15 protein-coding genes are annotated in these 18,538 nt (G+C 40.5%); 1 reads left to right on the top strand and 14 read right to left on the bottom strand.

Going from position 1 to position 18,538, the window contains the following annotated elements:
- Positions 1-352: 352 nt before the first annotated feature.
- The 6 genes from ftsH to ACFINO_RS03115 all read right to left on the bottom strand — a co-directional run bounded on the left by ftsH (position 353) and on the right by ACFINO_RS03115 (position 7,248).
- Positions 353-2,515, bottom strand: coding sequence for an ATP-dependent zinc metalloprotease FtsH (ftsH, locus tag ACFINO_RS03090; protein WP_375633415.1), 2,163 nt, complete (start codon positions 2,513-2,515; stop codon positions 353-355).
- A gap of 114 nt (positions 2,516-2,629) precedes the next feature.
- Positions 2,630-4,114: a tRNA lysidine(34) synthetase TilS gene (tilS, locus tag ACFINO_RS03095; protein ID WP_375655034.1), complete on the bottom strand. Its 1,485-nt coding sequence runs from the start codon at positions 4,112-4,114 to the stop codon at positions 2,630-2,632.
- A gap of 18 nt (positions 4,115-4,132) precedes the next feature.
- On the bottom strand, positions 4,133-5,776 hold the full coding sequence (locus ACFINO_RS03100) for a tol-pal system protein (RefSeq protein ID WP_375655035.1): 1,644 nt from the start codon (positions 5,774-5,776) through the stop codon (positions 4,133-4,135).
- 52 nt (positions 5,777-5,828) lie between these two features.
- Positions 5,829-6,350: a peptidoglycan-associated lipoprotein Pal gene (gene pal / locus ACFINO_RS03105; protein ID WP_375642889.1), complete on the bottom strand. Its 522-nt coding sequence runs from the start codon at positions 6,348-6,350 to the stop codon at positions 5,829-5,831.
- A gap of 52 nt (positions 6,351-6,402) precedes the next feature.
- Positions 6,403-6,546, bottom strand: coding sequence for a hypothetical protein (locus ACFINO_RS03110; RefSeq protein WP_375613210.1), 144 nt, complete (start codon positions 6,544-6,546; stop codon positions 6,403-6,405).
- 6 nt (positions 6,547-6,552) lie between these two features.
- Positions 6,553-7,248, bottom strand: coding sequence for a DUF1013 domain-containing protein (locus ACFINO_RS03115; protein WP_375617877.1), 696 nt, complete (start codon positions 7,246-7,248; stop codon positions 6,553-6,555).
- Positions 7,249-7,616: 368 nt separating this feature from the next.
- Between ACFINO_RS03115 and ACFINO_RS03120 the strand changes: the two genes are divergently transcribed.
- On the top strand, positions 7,617-8,363 hold the full coding sequence (locus tag ACFINO_RS03120; protein WP_375655036.1) for a YebC/PmpR family DNA-binding transcriptional regulator: 747 nt from the start codon (positions 7,617-7,619) through the stop codon (positions 8,361-8,363).
- A 1,065-nt stretch (positions 8,364-9,428) separates the two neighbouring features.
- On the opposite strand, the gene tolB is transcribed toward ACFINO_RS03120, so the two are convergent.
- From tolB to ruvC, 8 genes are all read right to left on the bottom strand, one after another.
- A complete protein-coding gene (gene tolB / locus ACFINO_RS03125; protein WP_375655037.1) occupies positions 9,429-10,754 on the bottom strand; it encodes a Tol-Pal system beta propeller repeat protein TolB in 1,326 nt (441 codons plus the stop codon).
- Positions 10,755-10,792: 38 nt separating this feature from the next.
- On the bottom strand, positions 10,793-12,121 hold the full coding sequence (locus ACFINO_RS03130) for a cell envelope biogenesis protein TolA (RefSeq protein ID WP_375655038.1): 1,329 nt from the start codon (positions 12,119-12,121) through the stop codon (positions 10,793-10,795).
- A 107-nt stretch (positions 12,122-12,228) separates the two neighbouring features.
- Positions 12,229-12,684 carry a protein TolR gene (tolR, locus tag ACFINO_RS03135; RefSeq protein ID WP_375634426.1) on the bottom strand — a complete coding sequence of 152 codons (456 nt, stop codon included), beginning with the start codon at positions 12,682-12,684 and terminating at the stop codon, positions 12,229-12,231.
- A gap of 15 nt (positions 12,685-12,699) precedes the next feature.
- Positions 12,700-13,413: a protein TolQ gene (tolQ, locus tag ACFINO_RS03140; RefSeq protein ID WP_375634425.1), complete on the bottom strand. Its 714-nt coding sequence runs from the start codon at positions 13,411-13,413 to the stop codon at positions 12,700-12,702.
- 1,752 nt (positions 13,414-15,165) lie between these two features.
- Complete coding sequence (ybgC, locus tag ACFINO_RS03145) at positions 15,166-15,606, bottom strand: tol-pal system-associated acyl-CoA thioesterase (RefSeq protein WP_375611759.1); 441 nt, start codon at positions 15,604-15,606, stop codon at positions 15,166-15,168.
- 211 nt (positions 15,607-15,817) lie between these two features.
- The gene (gene ruvB, locus ACFINO_RS03150; protein WP_375633422.1) at positions 15,818-16,912 is read right to left on the bottom strand and encodes a Holliday junction branch migration DNA helicase RuvB; all 1,095 of its coding nucleotides are present in this window, start codon (positions 16,910-16,912) and stop codon (positions 15,818-15,820) included.
- Between the two features lie 13 nt (positions 16,913-16,925).
- Positions 16,926-17,540 (bottom strand): Holliday junction branch migration protein RuvA, encoded by a 615-nt coding sequence (gene ruvA, locus ACFINO_RS03155; protein WP_375634424.1) that lies wholly within the window; start codon positions 17,538-17,540, stop codon positions 16,926-16,928.
- Between the two features lie 13 nt (positions 17,541-17,553).
- The gene (gene ruvC, locus ACFINO_RS03160; RefSeq protein ID WP_375633424.1) at positions 17,554-18,069 is read right to left on the bottom strand and encodes a crossover junction endodeoxyribonuclease RuvC; all 516 of its coding nucleotides are present in this window, start codon (positions 18,067-18,069) and stop codon (positions 17,554-17,556) included.
- Positions 18,070-18,538 lie beyond the last annotated feature (469 nt).

The raw sequence follows: 18,538 nt of genomic DNA on the forward strand, positions 1-18,538 counted from the left end.
ATAAAAGCAATATTATCTCCTCAAAATGCTCTATACATCCCTTTAACACAACCAACGGATAATCTCACACACTTGCTAAATCCGTAAAGAAACCCAGCACCAAACCTCATACCCTACCAAATCAGCAAGGAAATCTATCGCCTAACCTTACAACCCCTACCACATTAGAAAAGCAACAGTCCACCTCGCCTTGTAGCATGCTAAAGCCGTCATCATACAACGGCTTTGCTTAATTTTTTGCTTCCATATTTTTGCAAATATTACAAGAAAAGCGCAAACAAAACTTGCGCCTTTCTCAAAGAATTTAGAAGTTTTCCTAAAACATCGTCACTCAAGCGATATTAAACAGTTCTTATTTTTCTTTATCATGTCCCGCAGTATTGGACTTCTTTTCAGCATTACTTTTAGAGCGGTTGACTGATTTTGTGGTACCTTTTGTGCTTTGCGCTTTTTTCTCAGTCTCATCCGATTGCACTTCTTTAGACTGAGCCTCCTTAGGCTCAACATTACCGGATTTTGCTGTTTTTTTCCCAACAGCTACCTCTGCTTTACCTGCCTTGCCTTTATCGGTCTCTTCTTTATGAGGCACTGTTTTAGGGGCTGCTTCAGCATCTTTTTCATCTACCACTGTTATCTCTGCTCTGACCGTTCCAGTTTTTGGAACAGAAGCCCCCCGTGGCGCAGCACCCTCATCTTTCTGTGTGCGTGAAGGAGGCTTTCCTGCAATAACTTCGTTAATTTCAGCTCCCGTTAAAGTCTCATATTCCAACAAACCTTGTGCCAAAGCAAACCATTCTTTTCTTTTTGTTTTCAAAATGTTTGTCGCATTTTTATAGGCATCATCAATAAGCTTACGCACTTCCATATCAATCATGCGCGCTGTTTCTTCAGAAACATTTTGTGTTCGCGCAACAGAATGACCCAAAAAGACTTCATCTTGGTTATCGCCATAAGCTACATTTCCAAGCAGATCAGAAAATCCCCACCGTGTGATCATCGCGCGTGCTAATTTCGTCGCTTGCTCAATATCAGAAGAAGCACCGGAGGTGATATTTTCCTTTCCAAACTTTAATTCTTCAGCCACACGTCCACCCATCATAATGGCCAGACGAGAAATCATCCAGCGATAACTCATAGAATAGCGATCGCCTTCAGGCAATTGCATCACCATTCCCAATGCTCTTCCCCTTGGAACGATTGTTGCTTTGTGGACAGGATCAGCAACCGGCACATTAAGAGCCACAATAGCATGTCCTGCTTCATGATAAGCAGTGAGTTCTTTTTCCTCTTGTGTCATAGCGGTTGAACGACGTTCAGCCCCCATCATCACCTTATCTTTGGCATCTTCAAATTCTTGCATCGTGACAACTCTTTTATTACGGCTTGCAGCCATAAGAGCAGCTTCATTGACCAGATTCATCAGGTCCGCACCAGAAAATCCTGGTGTTCCTCTTGCCAAAATTTTCAAATCAACGTTGGGGGCTAAAGGCACATTGCGCACATGCACTTTCAAGATTTGTTCACGCCCAGAAACATCAGGGTTTGGCACAACAACTTGTCGGTCAAAACGCCCTGGTCTTAACAAAGCGGGATCAAGCACATCGGGACGGTTTGTTGCGGCAATAAGAATAATACTTTCATTGGGCTCAAACCCATCCATTTCGACAAGCAACTGGTTTAAGGTCTGTTCACGTTCATCGTTTCCACCGCCAAGACCAGCCCCCCTATGGCGTCCAACAGCATCAATTTCATCGATAAAGATAATACAAGGTGCATTTTTTTTAGCCTGTTCGAACATATCGCGCACACGGCTTGCCCCAACACCAACGAACATTTCAACAAAATCAGACCCTGAAATGGTAAAGAATGGCACATTGGCTTCACCGGCCACAGAACGTGCTAGCAAAGTTTTACCGGTTCCTGGAGGACCAACAAGCAAAACACCGCGTGGGATACGCCCCCCTAAGCGTTGAAATTTTTGTGGTTCGCGTAAAAATTCAACAATTTCTTGAAGATCTTGCTTTGCTTCTTCAACGCCAGCAACATCTTTAAAGGTAATACGTCCTTGCGCTTCATTAAGCAATCTTGCTTTCGATTTCCCAAATCCCATTGCACCGCGTGACCCATTTTGCATTTGCCGCATAAAAAAGACCCACGCCCCCACGATAATAATAACAGGCAATAAGGAAAAGAGGAGATTGAGGAAAATGCTATTTCCAGAGCTTTCAGGAATAGCTTTAACATTAACGTTTTTGCTTTCCAATTTTTGTATCAAACCTGGATCGCGAGGAGCATAGGTTGAAATAGCTCTATGTTCAATGGTTTTTCCTGTTAATTTTTGACCTTGAATGGTCACAGATTTCAACTCATTATTCTCAACTTTTTGCAAAAATTCAGAATAGGAGACTTCTCCACCACCAGAACGTTGGCTATCTCCATTAAAGAGAGAAAACGACACAATCAAAATCAAGGCAATAACTCCCCAAATAAGGAGAGAGCGGTAATTGGAATTCATATTCAGCCCACTTAATCAAATATAGATTTCAAACAGTTCCCCTTAACATATAACCTTGTCAGCCCCTTGCCAAGGGATGAGAAGCTGTTTATTTTCTTTTAAAGTAATTTTCCTTTATCTTTTCACCTCAATATTAAAAAAAGGTTCCACAACATTCACCAAGGCAGCATCTTCTCGTGAGGAAAGCCAATCGAAAGGTGCCATAATCCGCTTGACGATAACATGTTTATGAACAACTGCTTGAGAAAGCAACTCTGGAATATCATACCCTTTATGATTTGAGATCATCAGCAGCGATTGTAAAGAGGGAAAATGAGGCTTTTCAAGCTCAAAATCGCTATTTTTTAATAAAAATTTCAGCTGTTCTAAATTTGCGGCTCCAACCTTTATAGCCTCATATCCATGATTTGTGATATGATAGCGCCCATCCCATATAAAAGTTTTATCTGGCTCAATGATAGCCTCTTTCATATTTCGCCCTTCACGCCACAAAGAAATTCCCTGCTTGTTATATTCAATAACAGAGCCCGCATAAGTAAAACGCTTCTTTTCTGGAGAATCGAGACAGAGTTTTTGAACAAGCATGCTTAATTTCTGATTGGGGAGCAAATAAAATCCCCCTCCCATCAGCACAGCAAAGAGCCCCACCACGAAAGGAAAACTGGAATGTTTCTGTAAAAATAGCGCAGGCTTTGCTATGAAACAACGCCCATGTTGGACAGTAATATCCAGCGCTAAGATCAAATCAGCAATATTTTTTGCTTGTTGACGACGCTGCAATGCGGCTTCATTTATTTTTTGAACAATATAAGCCAATTTTTGTGAAGAAAGAGATTGACGCACGCGCACACGTTCAAAATTGCGATCTTCATTGGTTGGATCATCAATCCATGTTTGTCCTTGTAAACGTAAATAATTCCGTAATGTTTGGCGTTTTACACCAAGGAGTGGACGAATCAAACGCACTTTTCTATGCAACAACGCCTCACGCGGAATACAAGATAAACCACGTTCATAGAGGGGACCATAGTTTTTTTCGGCAATATTTTTTCTTGTTTGTCTGGTATGATCCTCATCACGTATACCCTCGGCTTCACCGCGCAAAAAACCGGCAAAACCGCCCGCAGAAACTCCATCACGCATAACAGCTTCACTATATAAAGCACCTCTATTCTTTTGGAGACGTTGATACCGCATTTGATAGGTTTCAACCTGATCATTGAGTGTATGGCCCGTCATAATAACTGATGCGCCATGTTTTTGTGCTTCTTTAACCAAGAGATTATAGCGTGCAACACGCGCGCTAGAAGCAATATGCGTCTTTGGCTTTTCGCCTTCCCATCGCACAGTGATATGTTGAATATCATGGACACGACAAATTTTCGCAACAGTTTCTGCCTCACGCATCGATTCTTTACGCAATTGATGATCAACCGTGACAACAATCATTTCTGGAGGAAATACGAGAGTTTCCAAATGCTCTTTGACCAAAAACATCAAAGCCAAAGAATCACTTCCCCCTGAGACGGCAAGAATCAACTTCTGACATTGAATAAAATCCGATGTTTTAAAGAGATTTCTTGCCAGTCTAACGCACACCGAAAACGACCTCGCTGTTTATTTTGCAGGTTTACAAAAAACAGATGCTAATGTTTGTTGACGTTTTGATTTTTTCACAAAATGAGCACAATCGTCTTTATTTGGCTCAAGAGCGACCATACTTCTTGCTAATTTCAGCAAAATCTCGGAGGTATAGAGCTTCTTTTTATCTGCATACCATGCGGTAAGATAAACTTGTGCTGCTTCATGATAGCGTTTTTGCCCCAACAAAGATTCAGCCAACCAAAATAAAGCGTCATCACTCAAAGAATCTTTTTTGTAACGATTTTGAAAAGCGCAAAAGCTTTTTTCAGCATCAACATAGTTAGCAGAACGAATAAAATCATACCCTTCCTTATACAAAGCTTTAGAAGAAGAAAGATTGTCACTCTGATGTGCTTCAATTGGAGCACTTACTTCATGCGCTTTGTTAAAAGGTTGACTGTTTTCATGGTCATGGCTCTCCACCTTAGCTTCTACAGCAGCAACCTTTGTCTGATCACCTGTACTATGGTCCTGCTCCATCTCTTCTTTTACAGTCTGAGATTTTTCATCTACAGCAGACTTTTCAAAAGAACAAGAATAAACAGAAGAGGCTTCTGTATCAAAAAGCTCGTGAAACTGCTTGTTAACATTTTTTAAACTGTTATGCTCAAGCACCATTCGTATCTTATGCAAAAGCTTATCTAAATCATAATCTTTAAATAAAGCCTGTTGATTCTCTAAAATAATCCCTTGGTGCTCCGCAACACTAGTAGCTTTTTCCACCACATCAGATGCTTCTTTATCGGCTGCTTCAGGTGCTTTCTTCATAGCATCGACAGCCTTATTAACAGCGTCAGTGGCTTTTTCCGCTGCATCAGATGCTGCTTTATCGGCTGCTTCAGGTGCTTCCTTCACAGCATCGACAGCCTTATTAACAGCGTCAGTGGCTTTTTCCGCTGCATCAGATGCTGCTTTATCAGCTGCTTCAGGTGCTTCCTTCACAGCATCGACAGCCTTATTAACAGCGTCAGTGGCTTTTTCCGCTGCATCAGATGCTGCTTTATCGGCTGCTTCAGGTGCTTTCTTCACAGCATCGACAGCCTTATTAACAGCGTCAGTGGCTTTTTCCGCTGCATCAGATGCTGCTTTATCAGCTGCTTCAGGTGCTTCCTTCACAGCATCGACAGCCTTATTAACAGCGTCAGTGGCTTTTTCCGCTGCATCAGATGCTGCTTTATCAGCTGCTTCAGGTGCTTCCTTCACAGCATCGACAGCCTTATTAACAGCGTCAGTGGCTTTTTCCGCTGCATCAGATGCTGCTTTATCGGCTGCTTCAGGTGCTTTCTTCACAGCATCGACAGCCTTATTAACAGCGTCAGTGGCTTTTTCCGCTGCATCAGATGCTGCTTTATCAGCTGCTTCAGGTGCTTCCTTCACAGCATCGACAGCCTTATCAACAGCGTCAGTGGCTTTTTCCACCACGCTAGACGCTGCTTTATCGGCTGCTTCAGGTGCTTTCTTCACGTCATCAGTTGCCTTATCAACTGCATCAACTTTATCCGTATCATGTGTAGGATATTCGGAAGCCTTTCGTGCCGCACTTTGAACAAGTGAAGTAGAACAAGCTATGAAAACCCCCATATAAAAGAGTGTTTTCCAATTGATTTTACGATACATTCTTTTTTCCCCTTAAGAGCTTATTGAATAGTTGAAACAAACAATCTTCTTTTTAATGACTATTCATGTCACTCAACGTTGTCACAGCACGTCGATTTTGATTCCAACAGGAAATATCATCACATACTGCTACAGGTCTTTCTTTTCCGTAAGAAATTGTTTGAATCCGTTGTGCGGACACACCAAGAGACACCAAATAGTTTCGCACAGCAACAGCACGGCGCTGTCCAAGTGCCAAGTTATATTCACGTGTTCCCCTCTCATCAGCATGACCTTCGATCATAATAGAATAATAAGGATAATGAAGCAACCATTCTGCTTGGCGCGTTAAAATACGTTCAGCATCAGCATCAAGTGAAGAAGAATCGAGACTAAAAAACACGCGATCACCCACATTAACCGTAAATTCTTGTCCTGAGCCTGGTGACACCTGATTCAAACCAGCATCATTCATATAAGCGCCATTCATACCGTTAAGTGCACCAACATTTTTTTTGCCACACCCACCCAGGCATAGTGAGAAAAGAAAGAGGATAGCTAAGGAATGAGAGATGGTTTTTTTGGTAGAGCGCATAATCCGTTTCTCCTTGAATTTCGTAAAGAAGGGTCAATTCTTAAAAATATTTTTAAGAATAACCGTTAATTCCTAATGAAGAAGAAATTTTTTCTGTTTTTTCGTCCTCATTTTTACTTTTAAGTCTCTGCCAATTTTTCTTCTCTTCAGCCATTCCTCTAACATTTCCATAAGAAATGTTTCCCTTATGCGTCATGGCTTTTTATGCATCATCTTGATCTTGACGATTTTTTTGCAGCGCGTTCAGCTTTGCAAAAACTTTATCAGCGTCAAAAGTCTTATGCAGATTGTCTTCACTCTCATTTTCCTCTAGAGCAGCGTTTTCCGTCACAGAAGCGGGAAGCAACGACCTATCTTCTTCTGCAGCAACAGGGCGATTTTTCGCCGCACGCTGGAGCTCAAAATCTAAATCGATTTGCGAACACAAACCAAGCCCTACAGGATCAAGAGGAACCAAATTTGCACTATTCCAATGGGTTCTAAGGCGGATTTGTTCAATTGTCGCTTTTGTTGTCCCAATCAACCGTGCAATTTGTGCATCTTTCAACTCGGGATGGTTTGTAACCAACCATAGGATACCATTGGGACGATCTTGGCGTCGAGAAAGAGGGATATAGCGCGCCCCTTTACGTTTTTTTTCAGGAATATGCACCCTCGATTGAGAAATTTTCAAGCGTGCGTTTTGATCAGCCTCCACCCGTGCAATTTCACTGCGCGTCAATTGCCCAGAACTAATCGGATCTAAACCTTTAATACCATAAGCCGCATCACCATCGGCAATAGCTTTTACTTCCAAGACATGCAATTTACAAAATTCTGCAATCTGATCAAAAGAAAGAGCTGTATTATCAACCAACCAAACAGCTGTTGCTTTGGGCATCAAAAGTTGCGTTGCCATTTTTATAAATCCTCTTCTGCGCCTCTTCTATGAGGCAGGTTACCGCCCACTCAAGAGCACTGGAACTTTTTTATATATTTAGGTCTCTCCAACCACTCCTAAAACAAAGCGCGGCATGGAATAAACCATTTTGCTATGAGCTTACATTCTGTTATAGCGTTATTTTTGCTTAACGACAAGAGATCTCTCTTGTAATGATCCTCAACTAAGGTGTCTTTACCTTTAAGATGAATTTTCTTATAAAGGGTTTATTCGATTATTTCACCTCATGCTGTGGCACATTTATTCTGGTGGGATGCGTGCTTTATCGCCTTAAATTCTAAAGAGTATCCAACTGGCAAAAAAGCCCTCAAATAGGAAGGAAAACTATGGCAGGACATTCACAATTTAAAAATATTATGCACCGTAAAGGGCGTCAAGATGCAATGCGCTCGAAAATATTTTCTAAGCTTGCGCGCGAAATTACCGTAGCAGCAAAACAAGGTGCTCCTGATCCAGCCATGAATCCACGTTTAAGGCTGGCTGTTCAAAATGCCAAAGCACAATCGATGCCGAAAGATAATATTGAACGCGCAATTAAAAAAGCGTCAGGCGCCGATGTCGAAAATTATGATGAAGTACGCTATGAGGGCTATGGACCAGGCGGCGTTGCCGTCATTGTTGAAGCTTTAACTGATAACCGCAACCGCACCGCTTCAAATGTGCGCGCCGCCTTCACAAAATCAGGAGGAGCCTTAGGGGAAACAGGATCGGTCAGTTTCATGTTTAATCGGATTGGTGAAATAATCTATAAGCCAGAAGCAGGAAAAGCCGATAACATCATGGATGCAGCAATTGAAGCCGGTGCCGAAGATGTGCAATCAGAAGAAACCGGACATCATATTACCTGCGCATTTGAAGATATTGGTGAAGTTTCCAAAACACTTGAAGCAAAACTTGGTGAAGCAGAATCGATTAAAACGATTTGGAAAGCCACCACCCTTGCACCAATAGATGAAGAAAAAGCTTTGTCCGTTTTACGACTAATTTCAACATTAGAAGAAGATGATGATGTGCAAAATGTTTATGCAAATTTTGATGTCAGTGATGAGATTTTGGCAAAATTGTCTGTATAATTCCCATCATTTGCATAAGCCCTCTCTTCATTCATGAGGGCTTCAAAAGCATCTGTCACCCCTCCTCTTTATCCGCACATATAAAAGCCCCGCATCAATCGCGGGGTAAGCCATTGATGCAACAAAAAACCACAATCAATCGCAGAAAACATAATCCCAAAAAGAAAGCATACAAAACTCTGTAGCCTTACGCCTTTCTTACATGCCCCAAAGATTATCCCTATATTCCTCTCTATTTGATCTTTTTGTTCTTTAAGATTAACCTCCTCTCCCCACCCTCAAGTAATGAAATGATCTAGCCTCTAAACAATTGGGGTTTTCTTGACGTATTCCTATGACGAATCACTCATGAAATTCACTTGAAACTTAAGGCTCAACAAACATGCATTCCCCTAAATATTCGCTACGCACTTAAAAAACACTTAGAATATATCAAGGAGGTTTATACGCCCTATATCCCCACACCTCAAAGGGCAGTGTTTTTACAACATCACAGAATAAAAATAAGCAAATGGAAAGCCAGAGCTGATTTTTTAGCAAAGTATTGTACAAAAAGCCGGTACATCTCTCTAATCCGTTGCAGATAAATTTTTGACTTTATGGCATTAACTTTATGGCATCGTATATTTCTAAAATAACGTCATTTATCTTAAAAATCTGTCCTTTTGCTCTTACCGATCAATCAATATTCAGACCTAAAACAACCGCGTACTTGAATAAAACACATCAGAGAGCAACAGCCCCCCCTGACAAGAGTCCGGACTCTTCACAAACAAAATCGAAGAGGAAGTTTAAAAAAATATAGCGACACTTTGAATAAAAAGTTGAACTCTAGAGACCTCAGAATTTTCGACTCTATTTTTCAAGGTCTTATTTTGAATTTTTTTAAGCATTTTCCCCAAGGAAATTCCATTATCGATCAACAACCATAGATGATAGATGAAATCTACATAACTCCCCATGCCCATTATAATCAATTCCTTCTTTTAAATAATTTAAAAACTATTGAGATTGTGTAAACTTGAGACTGTATTCCTTCTATATTCTGTTTTTAAGCATTTTGTTTTACTGTACATTGAGCAAAGGCGACCATGCTGGATCTGAAGCATCATTGGGGGTAGGGAGTTGTCGTTCATTGCGTCCCGTAATATCAATCGTATAAATTTTTGGTCCCATACCGGGATTTTTGCGAAAGAACATCAGTACACGACCATTGGGGGCCCACGTTGGTCCTTCATTGTGAAACCCTGTGGTTAAAATTCGTTCTCCTTGTCCATCAGGGCGCATAACACCGATAGAAAATTGTCCGCTTAATTGTTTTGTAAAGGCGATATAGTCACCCCGTGGAGACCAAATAGGTGTTGAATAACTCCCATCGTTTGAAGAAATACGTTGAATATCACTCCCATCCGCATTCATTTTATAGATTTGCGGCTTTCCACTACGATCTGAAGAAAAGACAATTTGTTTTCCATCCGGTGAATAAGAAGCAGAAGTATCAATAGCAGAAGTTGTTGTAAGTCGCGTCATCGTACGGGTTCGTAAATCCATAGTGTAAAGATTGGCACTCCCATCATTTTGTAACAAACTCATGATAACTTTTTGTCCATCAGAAGAAAAACGTGGAGCAATTGTCATGTTATTAAACGTTCCGATCAACTCTCTTTGCCCCATTTCAATTTGTTGGAGATAAACATGAGGTACTTGATTGTCCTCATAAGCCATATAGGTCATTTCTTGTCTTTTTGGGGAAAAACGCGGTGTAAGCACCAATTCACTTCCATCAGACATATAAATCAAATTTGCGCCATCTTGATCCATCATTGCTAAGCGTTTAATGCGTGCATTTTGGGGGCCTGTTTCATCGATAAAAACAATTCGTGTATCAAAATAACCACTTTCTCCTGTCATTTCACTATAGATCTCATCTGCGATCATATGTGCCACACGCCGCCAACGTTCTGTCGCGGTATAAAAACGCCGTCCTTTCAATTGTCTTTGTCCAAACACATCCCATAAACGAAAATCGACCCTCAAACGTCCATCGATTTCTCTCATGACTTGCCCAGTAACTAAACCTTGTGCTTTTATTTTCTGCCAAGAAGCAAAATGCGGTTGTTTATTAGGATTAGAAATGTTTTCAAAAAAATTTGCTTTATCAAGCGGTAAAAAAAGCCCCGACCGTTCAAGATCGGCTGTCACCACAGCAGATATTTTCAACCCAATCGAATCATTGGAAATAAAGTCTGTAATTGCAATGGGAATGGGATTAAAATCAGCGCTCGAAATAGTTCCTTTCAATTGCGCATAACCCGATGAAATATTTGAAAGCCACAACCCACAAGTGACAATAAACCAAGCAAAAACTTTATGTCTCGTTATAGTCATCATGGAATGTGTCCTTTCGTTAAGCGCTTTTTTCTCGTTTATCATCTTATTTCTTGGAGGGGATCAACATTAAAGTCAAAACCTTGCCCCCATAGATCATATTGATCACGTGGGAGATCTGCATAAGGTTGGCATGAAAAGACAGCAGCATACACCTGCCTTATCATAATAGCTTGTTGACTCTCAAGGCCGCTTACGGGATCAATGATAGGGTCGCCCACAACCATCCCTTCACGGTCTAAGTAAAATCGCAACCGCACGACCGGACGATTTTTTAAATCGCCGCCAAGCGCCACAAGTTTAAGCTTCTGTTGAATACATCCCCCCGCAATATTGACCAATGTTTGTGCCATTTTTGTGGTATCATTAATATTTTTTCTTGCACCCAAAGCTTCTGGTATATGAGAACGTTTTGCTCCCCCTCCTTGTGACCGCGCACGATTGAGCAAATTATTTTCCTCCAGAGCTAAAATATCTTCAATGGTCTGTTTCTCTTGGTTTTTCTTGTTAAGCTTTGGCGTCTTTTGATTCAGTGCAGCCTCATTCTTCTTTGGAAATTCTCCGTCAAACTTTGGTTTAAACTGTGGAAGAAGAGATTTTTCTGGAAGTACAATTTTGGGCGCTTGATGAACAATCTGCTCTGCTGGTACTTTTGGGACCGTTGGAGCCAATTCTTTTGGCGATATCATTTCTTCATTTTTGTGCGCAGGCTTGAGCGCAACCTTAGAGGCATCCTCCGGTGCCTCCAAAGGCATCTCAGGCACAACCTTGGGCGCATCCTCCGGTGCCTCCAAAGGCATCTCAGGCGCAACCTTAGGCGCATCCTCCGGCGCTCTCAAAGGCGTCTCAGGCACAACCTTGGGTGCATCCTCCGGTGCCTCCAAAGGCATCTCAGGCACAACCTTGGGTGCATCCTCCGGTGCCTCCAAAGGCATCTCAGGTGCAACCTTGGGTGCATCCTCTGTTTTTGCTTCTAATAATTCTGGTTTTGTAAGTTCGGGTGCAAATGTTTCTGATGTGTTCTCGCTTGATGGTGGCGATGCTGTTTCAACGGGACGCAGCTTTTCCTTTGGTTGAAACGGTGCCAGACTATCTATTTGTCCCTCTCCAATATGGCGTGCATCTTCTTTCTCTTGTGGTTGCATAGTTGGTTTTATGGCAGGGATTGCACGGATAGGAGCCTTCACGGCTCCTTGTTGAGAAGAAAACTCGCCCACTAAAGGAGCAAGAGTGATGGGAATTGCTTCCAATGGTTGTGGTAAAGAGACAGAGCTTGTAAACTGAATAGCTCCCCAACTGAGAAAAATGACATGGACCACAAGGGATAAAGCCAAGCCTCGTTTCATACTATGATAAGAGTCTTTGTTCATTCTTTATGCCTTACTTATGCCTTACATTTTTTCATTTTTAATCACTCTATGCTCTTTTAAAAACATCTTAAAAACAACCGTTTATGCACAATTTTATTACTTATTATTTATTGTTCTAAACTTGCTAACGCAACTTGAGAAAACCCCGCTTTTTGAATATCCGCCAGCAGTTTTAATACTTGTTGATATTCAACAGTTTTGGCAACCCGCACAAAAACCCGTTGATCTTTTTGTGTAGCATCTGCTTCCAGAAGAGTTTTCAGGTGTGCAATCAGTGCCTGTGACGTTTCATAATAATCTTGATTAATGGCAAAGCGCCCTTGCGCGTCAAGTGAAACCGTAAGGGGTGTTTTTTGAGCTCGTACGGGACCCGCTTGACTACGAGGCAAATCTAGAGGAACACCGTTCACTAAAAGGGGAGCAGAGACCATAAAAATAATCAACAAGACCAGCATGACATCCACAAAAGGAGTGACATTGATCTCACTCATCAGTTGGCTTCGTGAATGATGCCGCCTACGTGTATTTTTGCGAGAAGAAGAAGAAGCAACAGAAACGCCCATGGGATAAGATCCTTTTTATAAAGAGGAAGGTGCTGTGCGTGTTTCATCAATACGCCGCGATACAATTGTTGAAAATTCATCGGCAAAATTTTCTATTTGTGCAATGATGCGCGCACTTTCATGAGTCAACTTGTTATAAGCAATAACAGCTGGAATTGCTGCAAACAAACCAATAGCGGTTGCCAAAAGCGCTTCTGCAATCCCTGGCGCGACAATAGCAAGTGATGTATTTTGAGAAGCTGAAATAGAAAGAAAAGACTCCATAATACCAATAACTGTTCCAAAAAGTCCGATAAAAGGTCCCGCAGATCCTAGTGTCGCAAGAAAACTTAATTTTGATTCTATTTTTTCACTTTCACGTCCCAGCGTCAAATCCATAGCCTTATCAATTCTGCTCTGCAAACTTTTCGATGTATGGGTCCCTTTTTCAAGAGATTTTTTCCATTCAACCATTGCTGCCATAAAAACTGCGGATATACTATTGGTACGTTGACTTTTGCATGATGCATAAAGATCTTCTAGCGCTTTGCCAGACCAAAATGTGCGTTCAAACTGCTTTATTTCACGCCGTATTCTCCGATACGTAAAAATTTTATCAAAAATAATTGCCCAACTCCAGATAGAAGCGAGCAGCAACCCGATCATAACACCTTTCACGATCCAACTCGCTTGCATAAACAAATGCAACATTCCAATTGTTTCTGGATTCGTTAGTTCTACATGCGGCATAATTTTTGTCCCTCTAAATGAAAGATGCATTTTTTAAAATTTTATAAAACAGATTATTTTATAGTTTCTAAATTTAAGTAAAGACTCTAGTCTCACATAAATCCATGCGCTAAAACAAGACTTGTTTCTTAAATTTCCTTAAAAAGTGATGACGAGAGACATCCCTCAATGCACGCCCCCCTCATTTCACAACAGCATTTATGAAAAATATAACGATAAGGACTTATCCATAAATGCTATAAAAATAAAAGATATAAAAATGCATAATATAAAATCTATTATGCACCACCATCTTTACGTTTCTGAAAAGAACGCTAAATCATCATACGCGTTTCTAGCTTAAAATGCTGCAATAAGTCTTAGCACTTGAAAAGATTCGTAAGAGGTATTTTATTCCTTTCTTAAGTGTTTTTGTATCCACTCACCAACTCCGCTTGTGACATGTAAGAAAATGTTTTTGATTAATTCGCGGCAATAGAGCTTGAAAAGAAAAAGTTTTACAAGTTTCAGAATTATCTGAAAGTGACAACGCAATGAATTATCATTGTAAATAAATATGTTATCATCATAAAAGATGACGCTTTGCCTCAAGCTATTATTTCTCTCATTTTCCATCGAATTGAATACGAGGTACACCATCGGGCACAAAAAACGACAATAAACCACCATAAAATGCCTCACAACAATGCGCCTCACCCATACACCCCTATTATAAGTCCTATATAATCTAGTGTAAGTCTCATGTAATCTCATTGTGTTGTGAATTTACCCCTTTCAATCCCTATCATCTCTCTGGCATCATGGTGTAACGTACAAGCTTCTGTGATATGAAAAAAGCCTTTTCACATCTTTACTTTATGAAAACCGGCTTCTTCGCTCTCTTTGCTCACTTGCGATATTTGATCGTTATTGCATTGAGAATGATCCATAAGGAACATTTTTACAATTTTTTTCAATAATTTATATTGCTCTCTTATGATGTGTAAGCAAATGATTTTAATTGTTTCAACATGAACAGATTTGAAATGAAAGTATTTTATTCTATTCCTCTATTAGGGTTTGTGCCCGTAAGAAGTGATAATTTATCTTTCTAAGTCAATATATTATATAGAATAATATGCTTTTGAAACTTTAAATGCAAGAATGCATTTCTGCTTTGCATACATTGATCTCTCACTCATTCACTACGTTTAGAAGCGCACATAAATCGCGCATTATAGCACATAAAGTCATGCATGATGGATAGAAATGGATGAAACACGCGCTTTTGTGATGCCAAATGATAATCCAGTAAAAAAACAAATCAAATTGCTTAAAAACACCCTTTAGGTGTTTTGAGACAATTTTCGACCTAATAGCTTATTATCACTTTATTGCAATATTGTGCTGGGTATGTGCATTTTTATAAAAATAAATCTTAATCCATTTTTATTTTTTTATATTTTGTACTTTTTCGCTGCTTTCTGATACCAAAAAACCTTTCTTCAAAAGAAAGAAAAATATCTTGAGTTTATAGCAGAAAATGGATGAGGCGACATTGATTTTGAATCATAACATGGATAAGGCGTGTTTAATTTTGTGAGATATCATCTTCAATTTATTGTAGTTATTGTAGCAGAGGTGCTTTCTTTTGCTGTATCGTGTAACCTTATTGGAAAACATTTAGGCTATGATAAATGTATAATCTTAGATTGTAGATTACTTTATATCTGCTGATCTTTCCTGAAACTGCTAATTCAATGAATAACACTTTTAACCAAGCATTTTTGCAAAAAGTTCTTTGGGTAAACGTCGCGGTTTTGCCTCCTCATTAATCAGAGCAATTTCAACTTTGGCTGTTACCAACGTGGTCATCTCATGCAAAATAGATTGCTCCATAAAAAAGCGGGCCCCTTGGATATGAGTAACACGTGTTTTAACGACTAAAAGATGATCAATTTTAGCTGGTCTTGAAAAATTAATTTCCATATGACGAACAACAAAAAACAGTTTTTCCCCCTCACCCCCTGCTGCTAACATCTTATTATTAAAACCGGTATCCCGTAAAAACTCTGAACGTCCTCGTTCAAAAAACTCAAGATAACGCGCATGATAAACTACACCGGAAAAATCTGTATCCGCAACATAAACGCGGACCTGAAAATTATGAAAAGCGTTTGTATGATTGCTCTTAAAAGGTGTTATTTCTGTCATCGACTTCATATCCCATAAAATCATCTAATATAGCAAATTATCTATCAATCAAAAGATTGAACACATTTTTGTGTTGAAGTTGTGAAAAGCAAAAAATTTTTAATAGTGCCAAACCTTTTTAGCCAGAATATGCTAAAAGAAGGCACGTCTCTTGTATTTTATGACCTTGCTATAAAATATTCACATAGTTTCTTTTAATAAAGAGAATGTCTTAATCATCTTCCCCATCCCATAAAGATGTCTGAAATGATGAATTCTCTTGAGCCTCAGAAAGTTGAGAACGCCTTTGTATAGACGTTGTAGAGGCTGGAGCAGAAAGCCCTAAATGGCTCCAAGCCTTTTCAGTTAGAATGCGTCCACGAGCGGTTCTATGAATAAACCCTTGTTGGAGCAAATACGGTTCAACAATATCTTCAATGGCATCGCGTGGTTCTGATAAAGCAGCAGCAATTGTTTCAATCCCCACCGGTCCCCCTAAAAAAGTTTCCGCAATCAGGAGCAAGTAGCGACGATCAAGCGGATCAAGACCAAGATGATCAACCTCAAGGCGCGAAAGCGCTTCATCGGCGATTTTTTGGTCAATTTGTTTTGCTTGTTTAACCAAAGCAAAATCACAAACACGCCGTAAAAGCCGTCCGGCAATACGAGGGGTCCCCCGTGCTCGGCGTGCAATTTCATGAGCACCATCATCACTGATCTTGACGGCAAAAAGTCGTGCATTACGCTGCACAATATATTCCAATTCTTCTATAGTATAAAAATTGAGACGAATTGGGATGCCAAAACGGTCTCTCAGCGGCGTGGTCAAAAGCCCCAAACGTGTGGTTGCCGCTACCAAAGTAAATTTAGCCAGATCAATTTTCACCGAGCGTGCGGCCGGCCCCTCCCCAATGATCAAATCAAGTTGATAATCTTCCATGGCTGGATAAAGAATTTCCTCAATCGCCGGATTTAAGCGATGAATTTCATCAATAAACAAGACATCACGTTCTTCAAGATTGGTCAAGAGAGCGGCTAAATCCCCTGCTTTAGCGATGACCGGCCCTGAAGTAGAGCGAAAATTAACGCCTAATTCTTTTGCCATAATCTGTGAAAGCGTTGTTTTTCCTAACCCCGGTGGTCCTACAAACAAAACGTGATCCAGCGCTTCTTGCCGTGTTTTTGCTGCTTCAATAAATATTTTTAAATTAGCCCGTGCCGCTTCTTGACCAATAAAGTCATCGAGAACTTGTGGCCTCAAGGAACGATCTGGATCGTTAGGAAGGGGGGCGGAACCCAGAAGGCGTTTATCTTCATCTTTATGCATTGTTACCTTGATTTTAAGTAGGAGAAGAAAGCAATTTGAGACTATGGCGGATCAGCAGGGCAGAAGAAACAGTTTCCCCCTCAAGAGCATTCATCGCAAGAGCAAGAGCACGGGATGCATGTTCCCGTTCAAACCCTAGCTTCATCAACGCGGAAAGCGCATCATGCGCAGGTTGATTGGTCATATCACGCTGAGGCACCGAAACAGTCTTGACCACTTGTTCAAAGGGGAGTGTTTTACTTTTCAGTTCACCCACAATTCTTTCACTGACTTTTTTACCAACGCCTGGCGCTCGACTAATCATCGCAACATCATTTAAAGCAATAGCCTGTGCAAGTTCATCTGGCGATAAAGTACCCAAAATTGCCAAAGCAACCTTTGCCCCTACTCCAGGAACATTTTGTAGAAGACAAAACCACTCCTGTTCAGCTCTTGTAGCAAAACCAAAAAGGCGGATTGCATCTTCCCGAACATGCGTTTCAATAAAAAGGCTTAACGCCTCTCCAACCGAGGGTAAAGAAGGACGCAGACGATTTGACACAAAAACAACATACCCCACACCGTGAACATCAAGAAGGATATGATCATCAAAGATATGTTCAAGAGTGCCCTTTAATTTGCCAATCATGCTTTCACCCCAATCATATCGCCATCCTTGCCTGATAAGATCGGTCAACACTCTTACGATGCATACTATGACAAAGAGCAAGAGCAAGAGCATCAGCTGCATCACTGCTATCAAATTCAGCCCGTGGGAGGAGAACTTTGACCATCATATGGATTTGTTCTTTAGCCCCATGTCCAACACCAATAACCGATTTTTTCACTTTGTTGGGCGCATATTCAAAAACAGGAAGAGTTGCTTGCGCAGGAACCAGCAATGCAATTGCACGCGCTTGCCCAAGTTTTAAAGTTGCTGTAGCATCTTTGTTGACAAACACATGTTCTACAGCAGCTTCATGGGGCATAAATTGATGCACAACCTCTGAAAGACCTTTGTGGATCTGACATAGCCTGGAAGCCAGCTCACACTGTACATCAGAAGAAACCGTCCCTGCTGCAATAAACTGAAGACGATTACCCACAACATCGATAACGCCCCACCCTGTACGCCGTAATCCGGGATCAATGCCTATAATACGAATCGTCTCTGCCATAAACTACAGTCTATACACTTTTCCCCCTTATGAATAAAGATGTGAATAAAGACAAGACCACAAAGAAAACAACAACCCAAGACAAAACCAGTAAAAAGATAATCATACCCCCAAATTTATACAATTATAACACACAACGAACAGCATCTTTATGGAATACACTTTATGAAGCATAACTGAAATCAATCAAAACCATTCACACATTACAAGCAAACACCCTCTAAAGCATAAAAATTCCCTTTCTATATCATACTAATGCCATAACGGTTAAACATCGCAAGCGAGCAAATAGAGAGTGCTGGATTGTACATTCATTAAGTGTAAAGAGGCTATGCAATGGATGGTACACACTTTGCGAAAACTTTTTACATTATAGCATGACGCTAGCATTATAAATCAACGCATTGGTTTATAAAGATAATTAATTATTTTGTATGTTGCATAAGAATCCCGAATATCCTAAGATTTT

It is taken from the genome of Bartonella sp. AA83SXKL (assembly GCF_042196965.1).
Taxonomy (GTDB): Bacteria; Pseudomonadota; Alphaproteobacteria; order Rhizobiales; family Rhizobiaceae; genus Bartonella.

What these genes read in the sequence shown, in the direction of transcription:
- ftsH (WP_375633415.1), bottom strand. Translation starts at nt 2,515, where the DNA reads ATGAATTCCAATTACCGCTCTCTCCTTATTTGGGGAGTTATTGCCTTG.
- ACFINO_RS03100 (WP_375655035.1), bottom strand. Translation starts at nt 5,776, where the DNA reads ATGTATCGTAAAATCAATTGGAAAACACTCTTTTATATGGGGGTTTTC.
- pal (WP_375642889.1), bottom strand. Translation starts at nt 6,350, where the DNA reads ATGCGCTCTACCAAAAAAACCATCTCTCATTCCTTAGCTATCCTCTTT.
- ACFINO_RS03110 (WP_375613210.1), bottom strand. Translation starts at nt 6,546, where the DNA reads ATGACGCATAAGGGAAACATTTCTTATGGAAATGTTAGAGGAATGGCT.
- ACFINO_RS03115 (WP_375617877.1), bottom strand. Translation starts at nt 7,248, where the DNA reads ATGGCAACGCAACTTTTGATGCCCAAAGCAACAGCTGTTTGGTTGGTT.
- ACFINO_RS03120 (WP_375655036.1), top strand. Translation starts at nt 7,617, where the DNA reads ATGGCAGGACATTCACAATTTAAAAATATTATGCACCGTAAAGGGCGT.
- tolB (WP_375655037.1), bottom strand. Translation starts at nt 10,754, where the DNA reads ATGATGACTATAACGAGACATAAAGTTTTTGCTTGGTTTATTGTCACT.
- ACFINO_RS03130 (WP_375655038.1), bottom strand. Translation starts at nt 12,121, where the DNA reads ATGAACAAAGACTCTTATCATAGTATGAAACGAGGCTTGGCTTTATCC.
- tolR (WP_375634426.1), bottom strand. Translation starts at nt 12,684, where the DNA reads ATGGGCGTTTCTGTTGCTTCTTCTTCTTCTCGCAAAAATACACGTAGG.
- tolQ (WP_375634425.1), bottom strand. Translation starts at nt 13,413, where the DNA reads ATGCCGCATGTAGAACTAACGAATCCAGAAACAATTGGAATGTTGCAT.
- ybgC (WP_375611759.1), bottom strand. Translation starts at nt 15,606, where the DNA reads ATGACAGAAATAACACCTTTTAAGAGCAATCATACAAACGCTTTTCAT.
- ruvB (WP_375633422.1), bottom strand. Translation starts at nt 16,912, where the DNA reads ATGCATAAAGATGAAGATAAACGCCTTCTGGGTTCCGCCCCCCTTCCT.
- ruvA (WP_375634424.1), bottom strand. Translation starts at nt 17,540, where the DNA reads ATGATTGGCAAATTAAAGGGCACTCTTGAACATATCTTTGATGATCAT.
- ruvC (WP_375633424.1), bottom strand. Translation starts at nt 18,069, where the DNA reads ATGGCAGAGACGATTCGTATTATAGGCATTGATCCCGGATTACGGCGT.